Raw genomic sequence first — 24,040 nt, 5'->3', positions numbered from 1 at the left:
ACCTCCTTCAGCCACGGAAACTCTGCCTTATATTTTGCAGGCGTAACCTTTAATACTTTTCCGGTTTTCTCATAATATTCTTTCTTCTCTGCCAGCATCCGGTTATACACGAAACGCACACAGCCAAATGTCCTTGCAAATAGTTCTTTTTGAGATTTATTCGGGTAGATCCGAAAACGGTACACGATGTTCACTCTTATTTTCTCCCTGTGTTTCTATGTACTGGCGGATAACCTCAATGGGTGCACCTCCAGCACTTAACAGACAAAAACTCTGGCTCCAGAACATTTCTTTCCAAAGCTTCTGCCGAATCTCCGGATACTCTTTTATAATCAATCGGCTGCTTGCGCTTTTATACGCATTAATAAATTTGCTGAGTTCCGATTTCGGATGGGCCCGAAACATGATATGAACATGATCCCGATCATGATTCCATTCCTCTAATGTAACATGATACTTCGGAGCGATATATTCAAAAATCTCCCGTGCACGCTCAGAAACAGGATCCGTCAGTATCTTTTTTCGGTATTTTATAACCAGAATCAAATGATACTAGAGTAGAAACACTGAATGTGCATTACTGTCCAATTTTCTCATAAAATCAGCCTTTCCTTTTACTTTCGACTGATTATATTATAACACAGGAACACTTGTTTGTCTATGCTTTTCAGAACATTTGTTCTTCTGTATTTGTTTTCATTTATGTGCACAGATATGTGCAGTTTTAAGATGCCAGATATTGCATGATTTTCCCAAAAGGCAATTCATCTCACCACCTAAAGGGGATGGGAGAATTCTTGCAAAGTGTTGTTAAATATCGTTTACAATCACATTTAGGGTAGGATTCCTCTGGAATCCTGCCCTGTTTTAAATCATACATAGATTCCCGATATTCATTCTTTGATTCTTTATCGATTTGTTTTCAGATACGATAGATTAAAAATAGTTAGATTTGCCTCTAGATTTTATGACTTGTTTAAATATTGTTTTAGACTTCCTGGCATTCTTTTACCGCTTTTGCAAACTCATCCTCATTCATTCCCATAATTGATGCTGCTGTCTTGACGTCGATCTTATGCTCCTGCAGCAGTTTTAAAAGTATATCCATTTTCCCCTGCTGCAGTCCTTCTTTCTGCCCTTGCCGCCTTTCTTCATCCAACATTTCACCAAACAACATATAATTTTCCTCCATTCCCCGATTTTTCTTTAAATCTGTGATCTGTGTCCGAAGTTTCGTGATAAGCAGATCATTTTCTTCCTTTTCCTTCCCGACATCAGGCTCACCGATCCACTTTAAGAAACGTACAAGTTCCTGTCCTATCCCTGTCTCAATTTTCCCTTTCGTGTTCAGAAAAATCTTGCAGGTTCCATCCTCCAGAAGTTCCCCATCTTCTCTGCAGGTTTCCACAAATGTATACCTGTATCGCTCTCTTCCGAATGGATCAAATGTGCAGATAAAGATCACGATACTCTGCGGCAGCCTTGCAAAATCTTTCCCTGTCTTCAAAGCAGTCATATCCATCTGTCCTTGATAATACCTGCTTCTTTTCGGCAGATTTTTATTGTCCGTTGTCTGCATCTCCACATTATAGACCGTTCCATGTTCATCATCCGCATACACATCCAGACGGACACCTCTTGTTTCCGGATTTACAAAGAGAACATGTTCCGCATGAACCATTACTTTTCTTATCGGGATTCCCAGAATCCGCTCCAGCACTCCCCTGCAGCTTTCCGCATCGGACATGACCGCCGCAAACATAAACGCATCCTTAAATTCAAGTTCCTGATATGTTTTTCTCATGTTTTCCTTTCTTTTTCAGGAACCTTTTGTATGATTTTCTTCATTATAAACCAGCTGCGGACCAGTCTCAAGTTATCAAACGTTTAAAATTATAAAGTTTATATAAACTTTAATTTCGTGTAAAAACGACTCTGATATCAATAATGGGACTGCCGTACTAACTGATATGCTAATGCGACAGCCCCAAAAATAAGTTTTTTATTCTATTTTACCACCGGATCCAGATCTTTCCGCCGAATTTCCAGTTTCCGTAGAGAAGCCGGCCGAACAGACACAGGCAGACGGCGGCGAAAAAGAGGAGTGTGAGGCGGTCGGAGCCTGCGAATGTTGTGAGCAGGGCGAGGAAAGAAGTCAGGGCAAGATACAAAAGGTTCATTCCCTGAAAGCGGATGAAACGGTCTTTTTCATGGATCTTATCGTTCTTCTGAATCCGCTCGTAGGACTTTCCTTTTCCCTTTAACAGCCAGGTACCAATCACGGCCCATTCAATCGTTAAAATACAGAGTATATACTTTGTGAACATGTGCTTTCCTCCTTCACTCCATTATTCTATTTTGACTCGTAAAGAACTACACTTCCCTGTGCCAGGCTCTTTTTCACGTCGATCACTCTCTGGTTCGCGCTGCCTTTCCAGTGCAGGGTCACATCTTTTTCCGCTTCAACGAACGGGCCGTCGACGAGAACATACACATATTTTAAGAACGGGAGGTCTTTGATGTCTTCCCAGAGAAATCCTGTATACAGCCAGATGGTCTTTTCCGGGAATTTTTTGTGGATCTCCTCGATCAGCGCTCCCGTCTCCTTCCTATTCTGCCAGTGGAGCGGATCGCCGCCGGAGAAGGTCACACCGGAGATCCAGGACGGGGCCAGGGCCTCAAAAAGTTCCTCCTTCGCCGCCTCATCGAAAGGCAGTCCGCCCTTCACATCCCATGTCATCGGGTTCTGGCACCCCTGACAGGCATGGCTGCAGCCCGCCAGCCATAAGACTGTGCGAAGGCCGTCGCCATTTAACATGTCCTCTTTTGTTATGTTGTGGTATCGCATTTGTTTTTCCTTTTCTATTTGATCTGTCTCTGGTAAGAATCGTTTACGCGTTTCGCTCGTTTGCAGTGCTCATATTCTTGTTTTCATTTACATGAAAACAAGAATCTCTCGGGCGTTCGCCCTATACGGATTCAGGCAGAAAAATGCTTATGCAAACAAGCTTGCAACACATTTTTATGAGTTCTGTCTCGCTCGTTTGCAGTGCTCATATTCTTGTTTTCATTTACATGAAAACAAGAATCTCTCGGGCGTTCGCCCTATACGGATTCAGGCATAAAAATGCTTATGCAAGCAAGCTTGCAACACATTTTTATGCCTGAATCCGTGCACTGCAAACTGGTTTTATCACATGCTCTTTCTCTCAGCGATCTCGGCCATCTTCGCGTCATTTAATCTTGTATCGCCTTTCACACGGGAATAGCTCAGATATCCATTCATCCGGTCGATCTTCGTGAGGTTTTTGCTTCCGCAGACCGGGCACACATCCATATTCAGTTCCTCGTGACCGCAGTCATCGCAGTAAGACAGGGACAGGTTTACTCCCTCGTAGAATCCCATCTTCATGGCTCGGCGGACCAGGGAGCGGATCGCCTCTTTGTTGTAGTCGATCGGGTACTTCACATACTGGATCTTTCCGCCGTTGGAGAGCTCCCAGAACCGGTGTTCCAGATTCTGCTTCTGGATTGGGGTGATGTCCTCAGTCACATGGCAGTGGAAGCCGTTGCTGACGTACTCGCGGTCAGAGACATTCTCAATGATTCCGTACTTCTTCCTGAACTGCTTTACCTGCAGACCGCAGAGATTCTCCGCCGGTGTGGCGTAGATCGCATAGAGGTTTCCGTCCTCATGCTTAAACTGCTCCACCTTCTCGTTGATATGCTTTAACACCTCGATGGCAAAGGCGCCGTCCTCCACCAGGGATTTTCCGTTATAAAGTCTCTGGAGCTCGTTGAACGCCGTGATTCCAAAGGACGCCGTCGCGGTCTTTAAGAGCGGCTTGATCTTATCGTGAAGCCCCAAATGTCCGCCGTAGAATCCGCCCTCGCAGTAGGCAAGCGGGTTCGTGGAGGCACGCATCTCGCCGAGGTACGCGTAGGTACGGATATGGATCTTACGGATCAGCTCCAGGTAGTAGTCGAGGACCACATAGAAATCCCTGCTCTCCTGTCTCGCCTTCGCGAGGATCATCGGAAGATGCAGGCTCACAACGCCGATGTTGAAGCGGCCAACAAACACCGGAACGTCATTCTCGTCCGCCGGTTCCATGCCGCCTCTCTCATACCACGGGGAAAGAAAGGCGCGGCACCCCATGGGGCTTATGATCTTTCCATACTTTTTATACATGCTGGCGATATATCCCTCACCGCTCAATGACAGCCAGTCCGGATACATCGTCTTTGAGGAACACTCGATTCCTGCCTCGAAGACGTCCTCCAGCTCTTTTCCCGGTCCGTGGAGGTTCTCATCATATAAAAATACAAGCTTCGGGAACAGTACCGGCTTCTTGTGGCCTTCTTTTCCCTGACCTTTCTTTCTGACGTTCAGCATCGTGATAGTGGCCATCTTCGCGAAGCGGCTTGTTCCGGTTCCCGCTGTCATGGTGATAAACGGGTAGTCACCGCGGCTGGAGGAAACAGAGTTAAACTTGTACTCCCATCCCTGGAATCCCTGTTCCATCTCGCGCTGAACGTCGTTCCATGCCACTTCTTTTGCCTTCTCCTCATCGAGGCCAAGGTCAATATACTTTGTGATATACTTTCCGTAAGATTTCTCCGCGTAAGGCGCCAGGATATTCTCCACGTTCGGCACCGTAAAACCGCCATACTGCTGGCTTGCGGCACTCAGGACAATATCGCCGATAACGTCAAAAGCCACATCCAAAGTCTTCGGCTCGTTGTACCAGATATTTCCCATCTCAAATCCGCCGCTTAAGACCTCATTGACATCAAAGAGGCAGCAGTTCATCGTATCACGGCGCGCGGACATGTCGTGGATATAGATATAGCCGTCGCGGCATGCCTGAAGTTCTTCAACGGTCATAAAGAACTTCTGGTATAAGGATTTATTTAACTCGTTGAAGATCAGGCTCCGCTTCGTGGAGACCAGGGCGCTGTCGGTGTTGCTGTTTTCCTTGTCGCCAATATACATGATGGACTGGCTCTTTTTGTAGACCTCATCCAACATCTGGACGAAATCCTGCTTGTAGTTGCGGTAATCGCGGTAACTCTTTGCGACCACCGGATTGACGCGCTCCAGGGCGCCCTCGACGATATTGTGCATCTGGGCGATCGGCACCTCTGACTGGTCCAGTTCCTCCGCCTTCTCCTCCACGAACTCACAGATAAATTTGCTCTCAGCCTTTGAGAAGATTATCATCGCACGGTTTGCGGACTTGTTCACCGCCGCCAGGACTTTCTGGACATTGAATTCTTCTTTTGTCCCGTCTTTCTTGATCACTTTGATCTCACTGCATTTCATGATATGGAATCCTCCTCATCGGTTTCGCTGTTGTCTTCGCTTTCTATTTCTTTCTCTATCTCTGTATCGCTTATGATTGCGCCACTTTCATTCTCTTCTGTTTTTTCCATTCCAGTTTCCGAATCTACCGGTTCTTCTGCCGTCCCCGCATCCTTTTCCGGCTCATCGATCAGATGACCTTCCTCGTCGATTTTAAGGTTCAGCTCCTCCTCGACCTCGCTCCGGATTTCCTCCCGCTGCTCCACATTCATCTCCGGGAGCTGTTCCGTAGATCCGACTCCGAAGCGGCGCAGAAATTCCTCCGTCGTGGCAAAAAGTGCCGGTCTTCCAGGCGCATCGAGACGGCCCGCCTCATACACCAGGTCATACTCCACAAGACGGTTCACTGCGTGATCGGACTTTACTCCCCGGATCTTCTCGATATCTGCCTTCGTCACCGGCTGCTTGTAGGCGATGATCGCCAGCGTCTCCATCACCACGTCCGACAGCACCTGCTTCTTTGGTGTCGCCGCCACGCGGATCAGATGTTCATAATAGTCGGCGCGGCTGCACATCTGGTAGCTGTCATCGAGACGCACGATCTGCATGCCCGCCTTTCTCTTGTCATATTTCTCCTTCAGGCGCTCCACGGCCTGGATGGCCGTCTCCTCATCCGATTCCAACGCTGCCGCAAGCTGGCGGATCTCCACAGACTGCCCCATGGTAAACAGCACGGACTCCACAACGGACTCCTGCTTTTTCAGATTTTCCACTCTCATTCATTTTCCTCCACAGTGGTATTCTCCTACTCATACTGGTAACGGAACTGTCCGATTTTTTACAGTCCCGCGCAGTAAATGCGCAAACCTACTGAGCAGTTGTGACATCGATAGCAATATCCTCTTCTTCGCCTTCCGGCTCAAGAGATTCTATGCACATGTCGTCAAAGAGATGTTCCTGGGTCAGATGGATCTTCCCCACCTTCATGAGCTCTAAAAGTGCCAGGAACGTCACGACGACCTCTGTCTTGTCGTTCTGCTTTTCCAGCATCTGCCGGAAGCTGAATTTCCGGTGCTTTCTGGCATATCCCAGAACAGAGGTGATCTTGTCCTCCAGACTCACCGGATCTTTTTTGATGGTTCCGAAGGTGCTGCGGACCGGGTCGATCTTATCCTGCTGCCGCTTCATCACCGACTCGAAGATCTTCTGAAGCTTCGTGAGCGTCACTCCGTCCAGGAGCTTATCGAGATCCACCGGCTCTGCATATTCCTTGACCTCCGGCGGTATCGTCGGATCCTTGTAGAACACCCGGTCCGCCCCGGACTCCATGTCCTTAAGTTCCTCCGACATCAGCCGGTATTTCTTATATTCCAGGAGACGCATCACAAGTTCCGCTCTCGGATCTTCCTCCTCGCCCTCCTCATTCACTTCTTTCGGCAGCAGCATCCGCGCCTTGATGTCGAGAAGCGTCGCCGCCATCACAAGGAATTCGCTGACCACATCCAGATTTTCCTCATCCATCTGCCGCACGTACTCCATATACTGGTCCGTGATCTCGGCGATCGGGATATCATAGATATTCACTTTGTTTTTTTCAATCAGATGGAGAAGAAGATCCAGCGGACCTTCAAACTTTTCCAGTTTGTACGATAATTCCATATGCACCTCAAGTATGTTTTCAAAGTCTTCCATTCAAAAAGCCCATGTCCAACAATTCGATATATAACCGCAAAAAAGAATGTGCGTATGCACACTCTTCATCACGCCGTTCACATTTTGTCCCTACTGCTGCGTATCAGCCCCGCAGAGCCTCACAACAACCACCTGTGGTTTATCATTCAGCCTGATATTGATCGAGTGGGTCCCAAGTCCCCGTCCGACGATCATCCGGCTCTTTTCTCTTCCTTTTCCCGGAAGTTCAAAATATCCCGCGCATCGCGGATAAAAAAACTGGTACTGGGGTGTCATGACTCCGCCCACAAGCGGAAGCCGGATGGTTCCGCCATGAAAATGTCCGGAAAGTGCGAGATCCGCTCCCCACGCCGCATACTCCTCAAAAAACAGCGGAGAATGGGCCAGAAGAAGACAGAACTTTTCAGGGTCCGGCTCTCCCAGGGTCTCCTTCAAAAGACCCTCAGGGATCTCTCCCGACCGCGGCAGATAGGCGCTCTTTGGAAGATCGAGGCCATAGATCCTGATATCGCTGTCGAGATCCGCCGCCTCGTTGGAGAGATAACGGATCCCTGCATTTTCCAGGGCTGTCCGATAATTCTCATAAGCCTCACCGTAAATCTCAGATTTCCATAACATCCGGCTCTCATGATTTCCATTTCCGCAGTATACCGGAAACTCCTTCGCAAGCTCTGTCAGAAGCGCCAGCGGGATCCTGACATCAGAATTTCCCCTCTTTGCAACCATTCCGTCCCCGCCAAAAAGCACGGCATCCGGTTTCACCTTCCGCACGGTCTCAAGCAGACGGCTGTTCTCTTCCCCGAATTCTTTATTGTGGAGATCAGTCAGGAAGACGATGGTCTTTCCCTGTCCGTGGATCTTCTCCGAGGCGATCCGGTACTCTTCCGTTACAAGGCAGTCCCTCTCATACCGGGAACGTGCCAGGCAGCCGGCCCCAAAAGCCATGACACTGGCTGCCAGAAACACTGCTGTTCCCAAATCGGATTACTCCTCCTCAAATACGCGGATCCCGCGCTCAACAACGCCTGCGAATGCCTGTGCATAGCTCTTGTACTCCGGATGCTTTGCGATGATCTTATCCATAACTTCCTTCATCTCTCCGCTGATGATGACGGTGCATCCTGCTGCCTTCTTATTTGTGGAACGGTTCTCGTACACGTCCTGCATTACTTTTACTCTTTCTTTCATGATCAATACTCCTTTTTATTTTTACTGTACCCATGCGCCGTCTGCGCCGACTACATACTTGTTATCGATCGTGGTATTTTTCGCGATCTTTCCCTCCGCGTCGAGATAGAACCACTTACCGGAATCCTGTCTCCATGCGCTCTTTACCATCTTTCCGTTTGTCTCAAAATAGTGCCACTCGGTGCCGAACATCTTCCATCCTGTTACCATCTTTCCGTCCGTATCAAAACCGAAATCAGCGGCATCGATCGTGTAGATCGTTCCTACTGCCTTTGTTCCGTCGGCAAACTCGTATCTCCAGCTGCCGTTATCCTGTACCCAGTGTCCGGCAGTTGTCTGCTTTCCTGCGGATGTGCTTCCGGACTTCTCTGTATTGACATACTGATAGCCATAGTCCAGCATCTTCTTTGTATCCTCATAGTGGGTGCTCTTGGATTTTAAGATCACCGCAACCATACGGACGCCGTTTTTCTCCACGCAGGTCACAAGAGTATTTCCTGCCTTGGAAGTATATCCCGTCTTTCCGCCGACGATTCCCGCATAATATCTGGAATCGTTCGGGTAGAGCATCTTGTGGCCCGGAGTGATGGTTCTTGCCGCAGCTGCCTTTGTCGCCGGGAACTTGTAGCTCAGTGTGGAGTCGATCTCGCAGAGCGTCTTATTTGCGAAGGCCGCAGCTGCGATCTTCGCCATATCGCGGCATGTAGTATACTGCTGATCGGAATTTAAGCCGTTTGGATTCACGAAATGTGTGTTCGTACAGCCGAGCTCCGCCGCTCTCGCGTTCATGAGCTCCGCGAAGGCAGAAATACTGCCGGAGACATGCTCCGCGAGTCCGTTTGCGACCTCATTGGCAGATTTTAAAAGCAGGGCATAGAGGCTGTCCTTCACGGAGACCTGGTCGCCCTCCACGAGTCCGATCTTCACAGCTCCGGACTCCAGGTTTGTGACTGCTGTCTTTGAGAATGTCACCTTGCCGTCCAGGTTTGCTTTTTCCAGCACGAGAAGCGCTGTCATAAGCTTTGTGGTGCTGGCTGGAGCAAGCTTCTCATCGGCATTCTTCTCGAAGAGAACTCTTCCGTTCGTCACATCGTAGAGGATTCCGGCCTCCGCGGAGATCGTCGGCTTTGCGATGGCATCCGCTGCCGCTTTTGCCTCTGCGCTCACCTGGCTCTGACCGGTTGTGTTTGTTGTATTATTTGATGTATTGGGCTTGCTGTCCTCATATCCCGGACCGCCCTCGTTTCCAGTCTGGGGATTCTGGGTCGTGTTTGTCGTCTGTTTGTTCTGGCTGGTGGCCTGTTTATCGCTGTCCCGGATGATCGTAGCCGCCTGCACCGGCTGTGCCGCAAAAATGGCACACGCAAGTGCGACCGGGATAAATCTGTTCATTTTTCTCATTTTTCTTTCCTCCTTTTCCTTCTCTATGCTACCATAGACCCACCGAAAAAGCTTTGCAATTTTCTGTCGATTTTCTTATGTCGCTTCAAGCGTTCCCGTCTACGTCTCGCGCTGACAGGAACCGTATGTCCATCTGATACGGGCATATCGCTTATATATCTTCGTCCAGCATACGAATGAGGTCTTCTCTCGTGATACTGCTGAGCGCTCCTGTTCCTTCCGTCACCACGGTATCCGCCAGATCCCGCTTCATCTCCTGAAGCTTCAGGATATTCTCCTCGATGGTGTGCTTCGTGATGAGTTTGAATACGGAGACCTGGTTCTCCTGTCCGATCCTGTGGGCGCGGTCTGTGGCCTGGTTCTGTGCCGCCACGTTCCACCACGGATCGTAGTGGATCACCACATCCGCCGCAGTGAGGTTTAATCCGGTTCCGCCGGCCTTCAGTGAGATTAAGAACACCATCACATCGTCCTTCTGGAACAAAGACGCCATCTGCACGCGGTCCCGCTTCGGCGTGGAGCCGGTGAGCAGGTAAAACGGGATCTTCTCCTTCTTTAAGCGCTTCGCGATGATCTCAAGCATCGATGTAAACTGGGAGAACAGGAGGATCTTATGTCCCGCAGATGTTCCGTTTAAGAGAAGCTCCATACAGGTATCGAGCTTCGCGGATCCACCTTTGTAGCCGTCAAAGCATAGAGACGGCTCGCAGCAGATCTGGCGCAGACGCATGAGCTCCGCGAGGATCTGCATCCGCTCTTTTCCGTAATCTCCGTCAGTTCCCTCCATGAGCTGTTCCTTTAAGGAAGCTGCCGCCGCCGTGTAGAGGTCTTTCTGCTCGCCCTCCATGTTGGAGTAGAGAACCGTCTCTAATTTATCCGGAAGTTCCTTTAAGACATCTTTCTTTAAACGCCTCAAAATAAACGGTCCCGTAAGCTTTTTTAACTGAACCAGGGCATTTGGATCCTGGTCCCTCACGATCGGCATCTCAAACGCACGCTTAAACTTCTGTGACGTGAATAAAAATCCCGGCATCAGGAAGTCAAAGATACTCCAGAGTTCCCCAAGATGGTTCTCAATGGGTGTTCCTGTCAGGGCAAATCTCGTCTTTGCCGGAACAGCCTTCACGGATTTCGCTGCCTGTGTGGAGGAATTCTTGATGTACTGGGCCTCGTCAATGATCTCGAAGCGGAATTCCTTTTCATGGTACCAGAGAATATCGCGCTTTAAGAGGTCGTAGGACGTAATGATCACATCCGGGCGCTCCTTCTCATAAGCTGCGAACATCTCCTCGCGCTCTGCCTGGTTCCCCGCCGCCGTCATGATCTTAAGCTCCGGAGCAAACTGGGCAAACTCGTTCTCCCAGTTGTATACCAGGGATGCCGGACACACCACGAGAGACGTGCCGCCGTTCTCTGCCTTTTCATCCAGCAAAAGGGCGATGACCTGGATCGTCTTTCCCAGACCCATCTCGTCCGCAAGGATTCCGCCAAAGCCGTAGGCATCCAGGCTCTTTAACCACCGGTAGCCCACCTTCTGGTAGCTTCGAAGCGTCAATGCAAGGCGTTTCGGGATCTCGTAATCGCTGTCCTCCACGTCCTTCATGCCACGGACAACAGCCTTGAACAGCTGGTCGCGGTACACGCTGACGCTCTTATCCTCTTTTAACGCCGCATCCAGGAACATAGCGCGGTATGCAGGGAGCTTTATCGTGTCAGAACCCACAAGTTCCTTCGCGACACCGAGCTGTTCCGCGATCTTTGCGACCGTAAGAAGTCCACCGTCCCCCAGTGTCAGGAAATCGCCGTTCTTCATCCGGTAAAAGCTCTTTTTCTTTCCGTAAGCCGCCAGCACCGCCGCGAGTTCTTCCCTCGGAAGCGCCCCGGTGTCTACCTCAAGTTCCAGCCATTTTCCCAGTGTCCGTACCTGGACCGATGCGCTCACCGGCGGCAGGACACGGATCTTCTTGAAGGACTCGGACACGAACACATCCCCGGTATCCATGAACTTCTTCATGCCCTCGGAGATCAGACGATATACCGCCTCATCGTCATTCTTGATCACGAGGTTTCCGGATCCGTCTTCCGTATACTTAAAGTAGGTGGTGATCAGCTGGCTCACCTTGAATTCTCCCGGGACATCCCGGCAGATCTCTTTCGGGACATTCTCGTCCGCCAGCGGGTGAAAGGAGAAATCGCCGTAGGCGAGCTCCGGACGCAGGGTGACGGTTCCAGCGGCATCGCTGTCAAAATAGAAGGAGGCCTTCAATTCCTTCGGGCGGTAGCTCTCGAGATCCACGCCCTCGGAGCGGATCAGTCCGAAAGGCTCCAGCTTTCTCAAAACTCTCTCATAAAAGAGCGGCATGTCCCGGTCATTGACGGAGACTTCATTCTCCGCATCAAGCCCCATGACCATGTATTCCATGAATACGGTCAGGCACTCCGTGTAGTCTGGATCGCAGCGGCAGATCGATTCCTGGTCCGCGATAAATAAGGACTTTTCGCCGGAAAAGGCCATAATGTCCTTGTCAACAGTGACCTTGATCCCGTCCCGTCCCTCTTTCTTTACAACAGCGGTAAATGTAGGATTTTCCCGTTTTACCGTCAGCATTCTCTTTTTCTTCCGGTAATCCTCACACTCGATGGTCTGACCGTCCATGATGGCAAAGAACCGCTCTCGTCCGGCTTTTCCCAGGATCAGTTCTTTTAACGCCGGTTCCGCTTCCATGGAAAACCGGCCGTTTCCGCGGTATTGTTCCCTAAAAAAGCCGACACGTTCCATGATGAGAAGCGCCAGCGCCCGGCTCTCCTCATCGAAAGCCTGAAGACTGTGATGGAACGCCAGCCCTTTTCCGTACTGGACAAGGCTCATGGTTTCCATCGCCTTCGCGAAGGCTGTCAGATCCTTCACCGGGTACTGTTTTTCACGGCCCACCGTGAAGCGGACCCGCACCTGGTCTCTTGAGATCGTAACGATAGGGATCAGACGGTAATGTCCCTCCTCGGAGGCCCCCATGATCCGGCTCACCTCGCGGTTCGTGTACTCCCGGACCATAAACCGGACTTTCTGGGATGTGGAGACCGGATGTTTCGACTCCCTGCTCTCTCTCCGGAGCCATTCCGCAAGCAGGGCATGGGCATGCGGGCACATGGGGATCCCGTCGGGTCCCTGTGTGCAGGATACTCCGCAAAAGCCGAGATTTCTTCCCGTTTTACTGATATGCGAACAAGAGTAGTCAAAATTCTGACTACCCTTGCGCAGGATACGGACACGGTATTCATCTTCCCCGTCCATGACGGTTCCCCTGATCTCTGTCTCGCCTTTCCAGAAGGCTTCGGCAGTAAGTTCCGTTACTTCCATATCATTCCGTCCCCCCGGTTTGTTTTATTGCTTTCCAGCCCTGAAACGGATCGTTCCGCACTACGTGCTCCCACGATCCTGACTTCATTCGCAATCCAGCCTGACGGCTTTCTTGCTCATGAAGTTTTGCCTGTCATATGGCTATGCATCTGTGCAGGCAAGCCTGCCCTTCTGCATAGCCGCGGTTTGTTTTATTGCTTTCCAGCCCTGAAACGGATCGTTCCGCACTTCGTGCTCCCACGATCCTAACTTCATTCGCAATCCAGCCTGTCGGCTTTCTTGCTCATGAAGTTTTGCCTGTCATATGGCTATGCATCTGTGCAGGCAAGCCTGCCCTTCTGCATAGCCGCATGACAGGCTGTTTCATCACATCCGTTCCGGTGCGCTGAATCCCAGAACGTTAATGCATGTCATTAACACATCACGTGTTAACGTAACAAGGCTGATGTACCCCGCCTGTTTCTTCCTGTCTTCCTCAGCGATGATCTTCGTCTCATGATAGAAGTGATTTAACGCATTTGAGAGTTCGTAAATGTAAGCGCAGATCTTATGCGGCGCAAGCTCCTCGAAGCAGGTAAGCATCACATCGCTGTACCGGGAGAGGGCGAGCATCAAGGTCTTCTCCGGCTCTGCGGACGGCGGAAGGATCTCGCCATTCTCTGTATTTTCACAGGTATCGCTGTATTTCTTTAAGATGGAGTTGATTCTCGCGATCGTGTAGAGAACATACGGACCTGTATTTCCCTCAAAGGAAGTAAATCTGTCGATATCGAAGACATAGTCCTTTGTGGCCTGGTTAGAGAGATCGCCGTATTTTAAGGCAGCGAGACCTACGATCTCAGCCGTTTTTTTCGCCTCATCTTCAGAAACGGTACGGTTCTCCATGATACGGTTGTAAGCCGCCTCATCGATATCCGCGATCAGGTTCTCAAGACGCATAACGCCGCCTTCTCTCGTCTTAAACGGCTTTCCGTCCTTTCCATTCATGGTACCGAAGCCGACAAAATCCATCTTCCGGTCTGCCGGAACGATCCCTGCCTTCTTTGCGACACGGAAGACCTGTGTAAAGTGGAGTTCCTGACGCTTGTCCACTACGTAGATATAGTGATCCGGCTTGAAATCTTCTTCTCTCTCAACGATGGTCGCAAGGTCGGAAGTCGCGTAGAGGGCCGCGCCATCGGATTTTCTTACGATACACGGCGGAAGCTCCTTGGTATCGGTCGGCTCGGCGATATCAACAACGAGAGCACCCTGGCTCTCATATGCAAGTCCTTTATCCTGGAGGTCCTTGATCAGGCCCGGGATATACGGCTGCGCGTCGCTCTCACCTTTCCACAGGTCGAAATCCACGTCAAGGTTTGCGTAGTTTCTCTTTAAATCTTTTAAGGAAACATTCATGATATGCTTCCAGATCGCACGGTACGGCGCGTATCCGCTCTGAAGCTTGAAGGTCGCCTCCTGGGCGCGCTCCTTGAATGCCTCGTCAACCTTGGATTTTCCGCTGGCTGCCGGGTAGATCTCCTCAAGCTCAGAGATCGTAAACGGCGCTTCCTCCGGATACTCTCCGGTAAAGCTCTCGTCAAAGTACGGAAGTTCCGGCTTTCTGTCCTTTAATTCCTCGATGATAAGGCCCATCTGGAGTCCCCAGTCACCGAGATGAACGTCTCCGATGACCTTGTGGCCCACAAAGCGTCCCATGCGCTTTAACGCCTCACCGATCACCGCGGAACGGAGATGTCCGACGTGGAGCGGCTTTGCGACGTTTGCTCCGCCGTAGTCGATAACGATTGTCTCCGGCTTCTCGACCTCGTCCATTCCGAGCTTCTTTGCGCCCTTCATTCCGTTCATGTAGCTGGAAAGGAAAGCCGGGTCTAATTTCAAGTTGATGAATCCCGGCATAACGGCATTCACTTCTTCAAATACTTCGCTGTCTTTTAACTGTTCTACTACACCGTTCGCGATATCGATCGGTTTCTTTTTATATGTCTTTGCGGCTGCCATCGCGCCGTTGCACTGGTATTCGCAGAGATCCGGGCGGTTGGACAGAGTCACTTTTGCAAAGTTCTCATCGTAACCGTTCGCCGCAAAAGCTTTTTTCATCTCATCTGTGATGATATCCAGAATTTTTTTCATCTGATTTTCTCCTTTTTTAGCGTGCCAGTCTGCATCATTTTCCCGCGCCATACCAAAAACATGGCAATTGCAGACACAGACTTATACAGTAACTATCATTATACCGTATCGCGGTAGAAAAATCCATAGTTCTGTTGATATTTTTGTTATCGCTCACGCATGACATACAGGAGCTGTTTTCGGTTATGGTCTGAACACGTCATGGGCAGGCATATTGGGGAGGGACAGCGAACTGCCAGGTTTCAAGGAAAGACCTGGCAGTTGAAAATATCATCTTATCTTTTACGCTTCCCCGATCACGCTCGTCGCGAAATTCACCGAAGCCATAGCGTCCTTACAATAGGCATCCGCCCCGATGGCATCTGCATACTCCTGTGTCAGGACTGCACCGCCAACCATGACCTTCACCCATGGTGCATCCTTCCGGAGCGCCTTGATGGTGTCCTCCATTGCCGGAACCGTTGTCGTCATGAGGGCACTGAGTCCCACCACCGGCACGTGCTCCTTCACCGCCGCTTCCACGATGGTTTCCGGCGGCACATCACGTCCGAGATCCATCACGTCAAAACTGTAGTTCTCCATAAGGACCTTCACGATATTCTTTCCGATATCGTGGATATCGCCTTTAACTGTGGCGAGGATCACTTTTCCCTTTTTCCCCTGAACCTCTCCGTTAGCCTCCATGGACTCCTTCACGACGGCGAACGCTGCCTTCGCCGCCTCCGCACTCATCAAAAGCTGCGGGAGGAACACGGTTCCGGCTTCAAAGCCTTTTCCTACCTCGTCGAGGGCCGGGATCATATCCGTATTGATGAGCTCTAAGGCATCCGTGTCCTTCAAGGCGAGTTTCGCTGCATCGGCTGCCGCCTGAGACATTCCCTTTACAATGCTCTTTTTTAACGCAGATCCGGTATCCGCCGCTCCTGTGCCTGTGCCGGACGTATTTCCGGCTCCATTGCTGTTTCCTGCGCCTGCCGCTCCACTCACCCCGGCTGCCTGGTTCACCGCCGCCGCCTTTAAGATCTCTTTCTGTCTCTTCTTCTCCGCTTCCTTCGGACCATAGATTCCCACATATCCCGCGCAGTTCTCATCCTGAGCTGACAGCACAAGGAAGCTGTCATAGGCCTGCATCATGGCTTCCAGATTCGGATTCACGATCCCCGCAGAAAGTCCGTTCTGCATTGCGAGAAGGAAGAAAGAAGAGTTGATGTTCTCACGCATCGGAAGTCCGAAGGACACGTTGGAGACACCGAGGACTGTCTTTCCTCCAAGCTCATCCCGCACTCTTCTCACGGTCTCCAGTGTTGTGAGCGCCCCGTTCTTATCGGAGCTCACCGCCATGCAGAGACAGTCCACGAGAATATCCTTTTTCGGGATCCCGTAGGATGCCGCTGTCTCGTATATCTTTCTCGCAACAGCAAGTCGTCCGTCCGCCGTCTCCGGAATTCCGTTCTCATCGAGAGCCAGAGCAACCACCACACCGCCATAATGCTTTACCAGCGGGAAGATCTGCTCCATGACCTCTTTCTTTCCGTTTACCGAGTTGATCAGCGGTTTTCCGTTGTAGATCCTGAGCGCCCGCTCCATGGCCACAGGGTCGGAGGTGTCGATCTGAAGAGGCAGATCCAGAACACCCTGAAGTTCCTTTACCACATCCACCATCATCTGGGGTTCATCGATCCCCGGAAGTCCCACATTGACATCCAGAACATCGGCGCGGCTCTCCTGCTGGGCAACACCCATGGATAAAATATAGGTCAGATCCTTATCCTTCAACGCCTGCTTGAATTTCGGCTTTCCCGTCGGGTTGATCCGCTCCCCGATCAGGATCGGTCTGCCACCGAATGTCACCGCGTGGGAGTAGGAGGAGATCACCGTGCGGTTTTTGTCCGTAATTTCACAGACAGGAATATCATCGCAGGCAAGTTTTGTCTTAAGGATGTGTTCCGGTGTCGTTCCGCAGCAGCCGCCGAGTACCATCGCCCCGTTTCTCGCCATCTCCTGCATCGCCGTGGCAAACTCATCGGCATCGATATCGTAAACGGTCTTTCCACCCTCGCTTCTCGGCAGTCCCGCATTTGGGTTGACGAGGATCGGGGTGGAGGACACCTTCGCCATATCTCTCATAAACGGCAGCAGCTGGATCGGCCCGAGACCACAGTTTAAACCGATCACATCGGCTCCCAGTCCCTCTAAGAGTGCCGTCACAGACTCCACGTTGCCCCCGGTCAGCATTTTTCCCTTTTCATCCAGCGTGACGGTCGCAAATACCGGCAGATCACTGTTCTCCTTCACCGCCAGGACTGCTGCTTTAAGCTCATATCCGTCGCCCATGGTCTCGATGATCACAAGATCCGCGCCAGCCGCTTTTCCGATGAGGACTACCTCTTTATATGCCTCATAGGCGTCCTCAAACTCCAGATCACCGTATGGCTTTAAGAGTTTTCCCGTCGGTCCCATGTCCAGAGCCGCGTAACCATGTCCGGCCGCCGCGATGGCGTTTTTTGCATTTCGAACCGCCGCCGTCACGATCTCTTTTACGGAATATCCATCCTCCTCTTTAAATTTAAAATGGTTGGCGCCGAAGGTATTCGTCGTCACCACGTCAGATCCCGCATCGAGGTACTCCCTGTGGATCTCCGTGATGATCTCCGGTCTGGAAAGATTCCATGTTTCCGGAAGTTCGCCGGGCTTCAGGCCCCGGGCCTGCAAAAGGCTTCCCATACCTCCGTCAAAATAAATTCGTCTCTCCTTCATCAGTTCCAGAATTCCCATGGCTCTCTCCTATCTTCTTCAACTTATCTTCTGAACGCGCAGTCTTTCTTTCCACACGCCTCGCAACCCTCGATCACACAGGCTGCCGGTGCCCGGCTCACCCCGATCACCGCCGTCACCGACTTCGACGGCATCATCAGATAACCCTCTGTCAGTGTGATCCCGATCCGTTTTCCTGCCTCCAGTCCGTCAAGGATCTGTTTCTGGGCCGATAGTGGAAAATCTCCGTAACCCGGTGAAAATCTTGGTCTCAGATAAAGCCCTTTTTCCAGATACTCCTTTTTCCACCCGGCATTCAGTTCATTGCAGTACGCCTCCACCATTGCGGCGGCAGCGGCCTGCATGACCACCGCTTTCGCGACAGAAAGCTTTCCGTACCGGGCGAGAAGTCTGTCTACCTCCGCCCCCACGGTGACCGCCATCACAAGCACGGAATCACAGCCGGACAGGTTCTTTTTTAAATTTGCGCTCTTTACCCGGAAACAGCCGCCATCGACGGTTCCGTCCTCTTCCACAGAGAGCGGATACTCCCGCACGAGGTGCCTGAACTCCGCTGCGCGTTCCGCTTCCCGGATGCATTCCTCCAAAAGCCGTTCCGTCTCCGGATCCGGTTCATGTTTTCCAAGCCCCAGATATCGGAGCGCTTCTTTTCTGTCCGTCTGCATGATTTGAACGAGTTCCTTCCTTATTATAATAGATCGTATAACCGGCAGTTAAGCTTCCCATAACCAGAAGTTAAACTATTTCTCTTCCTATGATCTGTCCGCATATCCTCTCCCTGACAGATCTTTATCAGCATATCACGTCTGATCCGCCATCGTCCAATATATCCACCATGTGTCTGGTTATAGTTTTTTCTTATTGCCATTCAGCATGCTACATGCCTTCAAATTTCCGGATCTCCTCCAGATATTTCTGTCCCAACGGACTCAGGGCAATCCCTTTTCTCTTTAAGTATCCGATGGTCATGACCTCGTCGGACTTTAATTTCACCGCCCAGTAATCGGAACCGTTTAAATTATCACAGAGGATTCCGGAACAGAGGGTATATCCGTTAAGGCCTACCATCAGATTTAACAAGGTCGCCCGGTCATTGGCCTTGATCAGCTGTTTATAGCTGTAGGTACTCAGCACCTCCTCCGCAAAATAGAAGGAGTTGTAATTTCCCTGTTCAAAGGAAAGGCACGGATACTCCTGAAGCTCCTCGATGGTGATCTCCTTCTGGTTCGCTAACGGATGGCCTTTCCAGAGATATACATAGATCCCGCAGTCCATAAGCGGGCAGAATTCCAGATCCGACTCATCGAAAAGCTTTGTGAGCACTTTCCGGTTGAAATCATTCAGATACAGGATCCCGATCTCACTCCTGAACGTCTTCACATCCTCAATGACCTCATAGGTCTTCTCCTCCCGGACCGCAAACTCGTACTCATCCATACCAAACTGCTTTACCATCTCGATAAACGCGTTTACCGCGAAGGTGTAATGCTGCATGGAAACGCCGAATTTCTTCTTCACGTTCTTTTTCTCAATATACCGGGATTCCATCAGCTTATACTGTTCCGTTACCTGTCTCGCGTAGCCTAAGAACTCCTGTCCTTCCGGTGTCAGGACAACGCCGCGGTTGCTTCTCTTAAAAAGCTCTGTCCCGATCTCATTTTCCAGCTCCTTGAGCGCCAACGAAAGGCTGGGCTGGGATATGAAAAGAAGCTTCGCCGCTTCATTCATGGAACCGGTATCCGCGATGGTGATCACATACTTTAACTGCGTCAGCGTCATAACACGTCTCCTTTCGGGTGGATCCGGGCCTGTTGTTTTCCCTTCCCGGCTCCTGATATGTCAAATTTTATCCACTGTGAGTCATTTTGTCAATCCGAACCGCCATTCCGCAAAGGCACACCGGCTCTGGTCGTTGCGGTCCGTGCGCTGCAGAGCCAAACTGCAACAATTTTTTCGTTAAAAAATAAATTTGCTTGACATTTTGAAACAAACTCCCTATAATTCAAAATAATCTTTAACCGCTTCACTGCAACTCGACAGAGCATTGAACGGTTATCATGATAACAAGTTCCAGAGGAGGAATCAATTATGAAAAAAAGAGTTTTAAGTTTAAGCCTTGCACTTGCAATGGCGACTTCTTTAACTGCCTGCGGAAGCTCATCTTCCACAACCGAGACAACTGCCGCTGCAGCAGCTGACGCGACAACAGCCGCTGCTGGCGCTTCCAGTGAAGCATCTTCCGACAAAGTATTCAAGATCGGCGGTATCGGCCCGGTCACAGGCGCGGCTGCTGTATATGGTCTCGCAGTTAAGAACGGCGCCCAGACCGCTGTTGATGAGATCAACGCTGACGGCGGTATCAACGGATACCAGATCGAGTTTAATTTCCAGGATGACGAGCACGACGCCGAGAAATCCGTCAATGCCTACAACACATTAAAAGACTGGGGCATGCAGGTCCTCATGGGAACTGTAACCTCCGCTCCATGTGTAGCTGTTGCAGATAAGACGAATGCTGACAATATGTTCCAGATCACACCGTCCGGCTCCTCTGTTGAGTGTGCGCAGAACCCGAACGTGTTCCGTGTATGCTTCTCCGATCCGGATCAGGGTGCTGCATCCGCAACTTACATTGCTGAGAACAAACTTGCGGAAAAGATCGCAGTGATCTACGACAGCTCCGATGTATACTCCAGCGGTATCTACGAGAAATTCGCTGCTGAGGCTGCAAACCAGGGTCTTGAGATCGTGGACGCCGAGGCATTCACAGCTGATTCCAACAAGGACTTCTCCACACAGCTCCAGAAGGCAAAGGACGCAGGCGCTGACCTCGTATTCCTTCCGATCTACTACACAGAGGCATCTCTGATCCTCAAGCAGGCTGACACCATGGGCTACGCTCCGAAATTCTTCGGCTGCGACGGTATGGACGGTATCCTTCAGGTTGAGAACTTTGATACAAAGCTTGCTGAAGGTTTAATGCTCTTAACTCCGTTTGCTGCTGACGCTCAGGATGAGCTTACCCAGAAATTTGTAACTTCTTACAAAGAGAACTATGGCGAGACTCCGATCCAGTTCGCTGCTGACGCATATGACGCGATCTACGCGATCAAAGCTGCCATGGAAGAGGCTGACATCACACCGGAGACATCTGTAAGCGATACCTGCGATAAGATGAAAGAGGCTATGTTAAAGATCAAAGTCAATGGTCTTACCGGTGAAGACATGACCTGGACAGAGGATGGCGAACCGCACAAGGCACCGAAGGCTGTCAAAGTCGTAGACGGCGCATATCAGGCGATGTAATCGATCATTTAAGAATGGCATCATGTTAAGAGGATTGTCGCTTCGGCAATCCTCTTGTTTCTTTCACGGTCCTGCGTTATGATGTGCCTGAACTGTTCCCCGAAAAACTGGCCCACAGCTAATGAAAACATACCGAGGTGTAAAATTTATGACGGGTTTTATCAACTACTTAATCAATGGAATCAGCCTTGGCAGTGTCTACGCGATCATCGCGCTTGGATACACCATGGTCTATGGAATCGCGAAAATGTTAAACTTCGCCCATGGCGATATCATCATGGTCGGAAGCTACGTGGTCTTTATCACGACACACAGTATGGGAATGCCGGTCTTCTTAAGCGTTCTCCTTTCTGTCATCGTGTGTACCGTGCTCGGTATCGTCATTGAGCGTGTCGCCTACAAACCGCTGCGTGACGCTTCTCCGCTGTCCGTCCTGATCACGGCTATCGGCGTCAGCTACTTATTACAGAACATCGCTCTCCTCTTATTCGGAGCCGACACAAAGTCCTTTACCTCTGTCGTAACGATCCCGGCTCTGAAGTTCGCGGACGGTGCCATCACAGTGACCGGTGAGACTCTCGTGACGATCGTTTCCTGTATCGTGATCATGATCGGACTTACCGCCTTTATCAACAGGACGAAGGCCGGCCAGGCCATGCTCGCCGTATCGGAAGACCGCGGTGCCGCCACCCTGATGGGGGTAAACGTAAACGGAACCATCGCGCTCACATTTGCGATCGGCTCCGCCCTCGCTGCCGTGGCCGGTGTTTTACTCTGCTCCGCCTATCCGTCCCTGACTCCTTACACAGGATCCATGCCCGGCATCAAGGCCTTCGTGGCAGCCGTATTCGGCGGAATCGGTTCCATCCCCGGCGCGTTGATCGGCGGAATCCTTCTGGGAATCATTGAGATCCTGTCAAAAGCATATATTTCTTCCCAGCTCTCCGACGCGATCGTATTCTCCGTCCTGATCATCGTCCTCTTAGTACGTCCGACCGGAATCCTGGGCAAAAAACTGAACGAGAAAGTGTAGGTGATTCCCATGAAAAGTACAGCAAAAAAGAAACTCTTTATCAACAATATGATCACGCTCGGCATGGTCGTTGCTGCCTGGATCATCATGGAAGTGCTCATGGGCACCGGATATGTATCCAGCCTTTTAAAGGGACTCCTCGTTCCTTTCTGTATCTACGTGATCATGGCGGTTTCCTTAAACCTGACCGTCGGGATCCTCGGTGAGCTGAGCCTCGGACATGCAGGATTTATGTGTGTCGGCGCCTTCTCCGGCGCCCTCTTTTCCAAGTGCATGAAGGGCGCGATCGATCCGACCGTAAGTCTTGTGATCGCCATTTTTATCGGCGCTGCCGTCGCTGCCGTTTTCGGCATTCTGATCGGTATTCCGGTCCTGCGTCTGCGCGGTGACTATCTCGCCATCGTGACTCTTGCCTTCGGCGAGATCATCAAGAACCTTGTAAACGCCGTATTCCTCGGACGCGACGCTGACGGCTTCCACATCTCCTTCAAGGACTCCATGTCCTTAGGCTTAAAGGACGGCGGCGAAGTCCTCATCAAGGGACCTCAGGGGATCACAGGGACCCCGCAGGCAGCCACCTTCACGATCGGCATCATTCTTGTCCTGATCACACTGATCATCGTCATGAACCTTGTAAATTCCAGAACCGGCCGCGCGATCATGTCCATCCGTGACAACCGCATCGCCGCTGAGTCCATCGGAATCAGCATCACAAAATACAAGCTGCTGGCGTTCAGCATCTCCGCTGCTCTGGCAGGCGTTGCAGGCGTTCTCTATGCCCACAACCTTACGACACTTACTGCTCTCCCGAAGAACTTCGGCTACAACATGTCCATCATGATCCTTGTATACGTGGTTCTCGGCGGAATCGGAAGCATCCGTGGATCCGTGATCTCAACCGTTATCCTCTACCTGCTCCCGGAGCTTTTAAGAGGTTTAAACAACTACCGTATGCTGATCTACGCCATCGTCCTGATCCTCGCGATGCTCTTCAACTCCGCTCCGCAGTTCATCACGCTCCGCAAGCGGATCTTCGGCGGCTTAAAACCGCAGCATGCTGCCCATTCCGGAAAGGAGGAAGCTTAAAATGTCAGACATGTTAAATGTAAAAGGATTAAGCATCTCCTTCGGAGGCTTAAAGGCTGTCAACAATTTTGCCATCAACATTGAAAAAGGCCAGCTCTACGGACTCATCGGACCGAACGGTGCCGGAAAGACCACGATCTTCAACCTTCTGACAGGCGTTTACAAGCCGGATACAGGAACGATCCTCTTAGACGGCCAGAACCTTACAGGAAAGTCCACTACCGACATCAACAAAGCCGGTATCGCCCGTACGTTCCAGAACATCCGCCTTTTTAAGGACCTCTCCGTTCTCGACAACGTAAAGGCCGGACTCCACAACCACCACACCTACTCCACTCTTGAGGGAATTCTCCGCCTTCCGCGGTATTACAAGGTGGAAAAAGAGATGGACGAGGAGGCCATGGAACTCTTAAAGGTATTCGGACTTGACGGAGAATGTGATTTCAAGGCCTCCAACCTTCCTTACGGAAAACAGAGAAAGCTCGAGATCGCCCGCGCCCTTGCGACGGAGCCGAAGCTTCTTCTTCTCGATGAACCGGCTGCCGGCATGAACCCCAATGAGACCGCGGAGCTGATGGAGACGATCCGCTTCGTCCGCGACCATTTCGGAATGACGATCCTTTTAATCGAGCACGACATGAAGCTCGTCAGCGGTATCTGTGAGCGTCTTACCGTCTTAAACTTTGGTCAGGTCCTCTGCACAGGTCCTACTCAGGAAGTCTTAAGCAATCCGGAAGTTATCAAAGCTTATCTCGGTGAATAG

The 24,040-nt window shown here is 50.9% G+C and carries 20 protein-coding genes; 4 read left to right on the top strand and 16 right to left on the bottom strand.

What is annotated here, in order from left to right; translation table 11 throughout:
* The 16 genes from GPK83_RS12465 to GPK83_RS12390 form a co-directional block, all read right to left on the bottom strand.
* On the bottom strand, window positions 1-194 hold a 194-nt coding region (locus GPK83_RS12465), incomplete at its 3' end, for a helix-turn-helix domain-containing protein (RefSeq protein ID WP_215704917.1).
* On the bottom strand, window positions 157-546 hold the full coding sequence (gene tnpA, locus GPK83_RS12460; RefSeq protein WP_252196348.1) for an IS200/IS605 family transposase: 390 nt from the start codon (window positions 544-546) through the stop codon (window positions 157-159). The genes tnpA and GPK83_RS12465, both read right to left, overlap by 38 nt.
* 442 nt (window positions 547-988) lie before the next feature.
* On the bottom strand, window positions 989-1,804 hold the full coding sequence (locus GPK83_RS12455) for an Rpn family recombination-promoting nuclease/putative transposase (RefSeq protein ID WP_215704916.1): 816 nt from the start codon (window positions 1,802-1,804) through the stop codon (window positions 989-991).
* A gap of 208 nt (window positions 1,805-2,012) precedes the next feature.
* Window positions 2,013-2,327 carry a hypothetical protein gene (locus tag GPK83_RS12450; RefSeq protein ID WP_015554113.1) on the bottom strand — a complete coding sequence of 105 codons (315 nt, stop codon included), beginning with the start codon at window positions 2,325-2,327 and terminating at the stop codon, window positions 2,013-2,015.
* A gap of 26 nt (window positions 2,328-2,353) precedes the next feature.
* Complete coding sequence (gene nrdG, locus GPK83_RS12445) at window positions 2,354-2,848, bottom strand: anaerobic ribonucleoside-triphosphate reductase activating protein (RefSeq protein WP_215704915.1); 495 nt, start codon at window positions 2,846-2,848, stop codon at window positions 2,354-2,356.
* 345 nt (window positions 2,849-3,193) lie between these two features.
* Complete coding sequence (gene nrdD, locus GPK83_RS12440; RefSeq protein WP_015554111.1) at window positions 3,194-5,326, bottom strand: anaerobic ribonucleoside-triphosphate reductase; 2,133 nt, start codon at window positions 5,324-5,326, stop codon at window positions 3,194-3,196.
* Entirely contained in the window at window positions 5,323-6,084 is a 762-nt protein-coding gene (scpB, locus tag GPK83_RS12435) for an SMC-Scp complex subunit ScpB (RefSeq protein WP_144363871.1), read from the bottom strand. Before scpB ends, nrdD begins: the two co-directional genes overlap by 4 nt.
* A gap of 88 nt (window positions 6,085-6,172) precedes the next feature.
* Window positions 6,173-6,964 carry a segregation/condensation protein A gene (locus GPK83_RS12430; RefSeq protein WP_117469603.1) on the bottom strand — a complete coding sequence of 264 codons (792 nt, stop codon included), beginning with the start codon at window positions 6,962-6,964 and terminating at the stop codon, window positions 6,173-6,175.
* A gap of 123 nt (window positions 6,965-7,087) precedes the next feature.
* Complete coding sequence (locus GPK83_RS12425; RefSeq protein ID WP_345941813.1) at window positions 7,088-7,975, bottom strand: metallophosphoesterase; 888 nt, start codon at window positions 7,973-7,975, stop codon at window positions 7,088-7,090.
* Window positions 7,976-7,981: 6 nt separating this feature from the next.
* Window positions 7,982-8,185 (bottom strand): hypothetical protein, encoded by a 204-nt coding sequence (locus GPK83_RS12420; RefSeq protein WP_015554108.1) that lies wholly within the window; start codon window positions 8,183-8,185, stop codon window positions 7,982-7,984.
* Window positions 8,186-8,206: 21 nt separating this feature from the next.
* Complete coding sequence (locus GPK83_RS12415) at window positions 8,207-9,586, bottom strand: D-alanyl-D-alanine carboxypeptidase family protein (protein WP_215704914.1); 1,380 nt, start codon at window positions 9,584-9,586, stop codon at window positions 8,207-8,209.
* Window positions 9,587-9,737: 151 nt separating this feature from the next.
* Window positions 9,738-12,944 (bottom strand): DEAD/DEAH box helicase, encoded by a 3,207-nt coding sequence (locus tag GPK83_RS12410; RefSeq protein WP_215704913.1) that lies wholly within the window; start codon window positions 12,942-12,944, stop codon window positions 9,738-9,740.
* 366 nt (window positions 12,945-13,310) lie between these two features.
* Window positions 13,311-15,077 carry an arginine--tRNA ligase gene (argS, locus tag GPK83_RS12405; RefSeq protein ID WP_215704912.1) on the bottom strand — a complete coding sequence of 589 codons (1,767 nt, stop codon included), beginning with the start codon at window positions 15,075-15,077 and terminating at the stop codon, window positions 13,311-13,313.
* Between the two features lie 282 nt (window positions 15,078-15,359).
* Window positions 15,360-17,852 carry a homocysteine S-methyltransferase family protein gene (locus GPK83_RS12400; protein ID WP_215704911.1) on the bottom strand — a complete coding sequence of 831 codons (2,493 nt, stop codon included), beginning with the start codon at window positions 17,850-17,852 and terminating at the stop codon, window positions 15,360-15,362.
* A gap of 23 nt (window positions 17,853-17,875) precedes the next feature.
* On the bottom strand, window positions 17,876-18,517 hold the full coding sequence (locus GPK83_RS12395) for a vitamin B12 dependent-methionine synthase activation domain-containing protein (RefSeq protein ID WP_144363878.1): 642 nt from the start codon (window positions 18,515-18,517) through the stop codon (window positions 17,876-17,878).
* 211 nt (window positions 18,518-18,728) lie between these two features.
* A complete protein-coding gene (locus GPK83_RS12390) occupies window positions 18,729-19,631 on the bottom strand; it encodes a LysR family transcriptional regulator (protein ID WP_015554102.1) in 903 nt (300 codons plus the stop codon).
* Window positions 19,632-19,940: 309 nt separating this feature from the next.
* Here GPK83_RS12390 and GPK83_RS12385 point away from each other — a divergent pair, with 309 nt between their 5' ends.
* From GPK83_RS12385 to GPK83_RS12370, 4 genes are all read left to right on the top strand, one after another.
* Complete coding sequence (locus GPK83_RS12385) at window positions 19,941-21,158, top strand: ABC transporter substrate-binding protein (protein WP_215704910.1); 1,218 nt, start codon at window positions 19,941-19,943, stop codon at window positions 21,156-21,158.
* A gap of 148 nt (window positions 21,159-21,306) precedes the next feature.
* Window positions 21,307-22,191, top strand: a complete 885-nt coding sequence (locus GPK83_RS12380) for a branched-chain amino acid ABC transporter permease (RefSeq protein WP_215704909.1) — start codon at window positions 21,307-21,309, stop codon at window positions 22,189-22,191.
* Between the two features lie 9 nt (window positions 22,192-22,200).
* Entirely contained in the window at window positions 22,201-23,277 is a 1,077-nt protein-coding gene (locus GPK83_RS12375) for a branched-chain amino acid ABC transporter permease (RefSeq protein WP_215704908.1), read from the top strand.
* 1 nt (window position 23,278) lies between these two features.
* Window positions 23,279-24,040 carry an ABC transporter ATP-binding protein gene (locus GPK83_RS12370; RefSeq protein WP_181968366.1) on the top strand — a complete coding sequence of 254 codons (762 nt, stop codon included), beginning with the start codon at window positions 23,279-23,281 and terminating at the stop codon, window positions 24,038-24,040.

This window comes from Clostridium sp. MCC328 (assembly GCF_018785465.1).
GTDB lineage: Bacteria > Bacillota > Clostridia > Lachnospirales > Lachnospiraceae > Pilosibacter > Pilosibacter fragilis.
The sequence above is the reverse complement of the archived record's forward strand: the minus strand, read 5'-3'. Positions and strand labels throughout refer to the sequence as shown.